This is a genomic window from Bradyrhizobium sp. GCM10028915, assembly GCF_042666195.1.
In the GTDB taxonomy this organism is placed as follows: Bacteria; Pseudomonadota; Alphaproteobacteria; order Rhizobiales; family Xanthobacteraceae; genus Bradyrhizobium; species Bradyrhizobium canariense_D.
The window spans coordinates 5,960-7,504 of record NZ_JBHTFN010000076.1; the positions used below are offsets into that span (position 1 = coordinate 5,960).

A 1,545-nucleotide genomic window follows, 5' to 3' on the forward strand; every position below is an offset into this window, starting at 1 on the left:
GGGAAACTGCAGTGCCTTGTCCATTTCGGCGATCAGTCCGTCGATGGTCATGCCGGGCCGCCACTCCTCCTTGGGCTTGAGGTTGACCACCGTCTCAAACATCTCGGACGGCGCCGGATCGGTCGCCGTCGCGGCGCGCCCCGCCTTGCCGTAGACCAAGGCCACTTCCGGAAACGAGCGGATGATCCGGTTTTGGACCTGCATCAGTTCGCCGGCCTTCGTGACCGAGATGCCCGGCAGCGTCGTCGGCATGTAGAGCAGCGTGCCTTCGTTCAGGTTCGGCATGAACTCGGTACCGAGTTGCCGCGCCGGCCAGATGCTCACGGCCAGAATGGCGAGCGCGAGCACGACCACCAGCGTCTTGGCGCGCATGACGCCCTTGATCACGGGGCGGTAGATCCAGATCAGGACGCGGTTGATCGGATTCCTGTGCTCAGGAACGATCCGCCCGCGCACGAAGATCACCATCAGAGCCGGCACCAACGTCACCGAGAGGAGCGCGGCGGCCGCCATCGAGAACGTCTTCGTGAACGCCAGCGGGCTGAACAGCCGCCCCTCCTGCGATTCCAGCGTGAAGATCGGCATGAAGGACACCGTGATGATCAGCAGGCTGAAGAAAAGTGCAGGCCCCACCTCCGAGGCGGCGGCGATCAGGACGTCGATCCTGGGCTTTCCCGGCTCGGCGCGTTCGAGGTGCTTGTGGGCGTTCTCGATCATGACGATGGCCGCATCGACCATGGCGCCGATCGCGATCGCGATCCCGCCGAGGCTCATGATGTTGGAGCCGAGCCCGAGCAGCTTCATGGCGCCGAACGCCATCAAGACCCCGATGGGCAGCATCAGGATCGCGACAAGGGCGCTACGCACGTGCAGCAGGAACACGATGCAGACCAGCGCGACCACGACGCTTTCCTCGAACAGCGTGTGCTTGAGCGTGTCGATGGCCGCGTAGATCAGGTTGGAGCGATCGTAGACCGGCACGATCTCGACCGACTTCGGAAGACTTGAGGCGATCTCCCGGAAGCGCTTCTTGACATTCTCAATCACCTCCAGTGCATTGAGGCCGAAGCGCTGTAGCACGATGCCGCTGGCGACCTCGCCCTCGCCGTTCAGCTCCGTGATGCCGCGCCGCTCGTCGGGGCCCAGTTCGACACGCGCGACGTCGCGCAGCAGCACCGGCGTCCCGTTGTTCGTCTTCAGCACGATGTCGCCGAGGTCGTTGATCGACTTGATGTAGCCCTTGCCGCGGATGACGTACTCGAACTCGGACAGTTCGACGGTCCGCCCCCCGACGTCGGCGTTGCTGGCGCGGATGGCATCGCGCATCTTCTGCATGGTGATGCCGCGGTCGCGCATGCGTTGCGGATCGAGGATCACGTTGTACTGCTTGACGAAGCCGCCGACGCTCGCAACCTCGGCGACACCCTCGGCCTTCGCCAGCGCGAACTTCAGATTCCAGTCCTGGATGGTGCGGGTATCGGCGAGGTTCAGTTCCTTCGATATGATCGCGTACTGGTAGACCCAGCCGACGCCGGTCGCGTCGGG

1 protein-coding gene is annotated in these 1,545 nt (G+C 64.0%); it reads right to left on the bottom strand.

Features of this window, described 5'->3' with window-relative positions:
• Nucleotides 1–1,545 (bottom strand): efflux RND transporter permease subunit (locus tag ACFQX9_RS38640; RefSeq protein WP_377792190.1); only part of this gene is annotated, 1,545 nt, incomplete at both ends.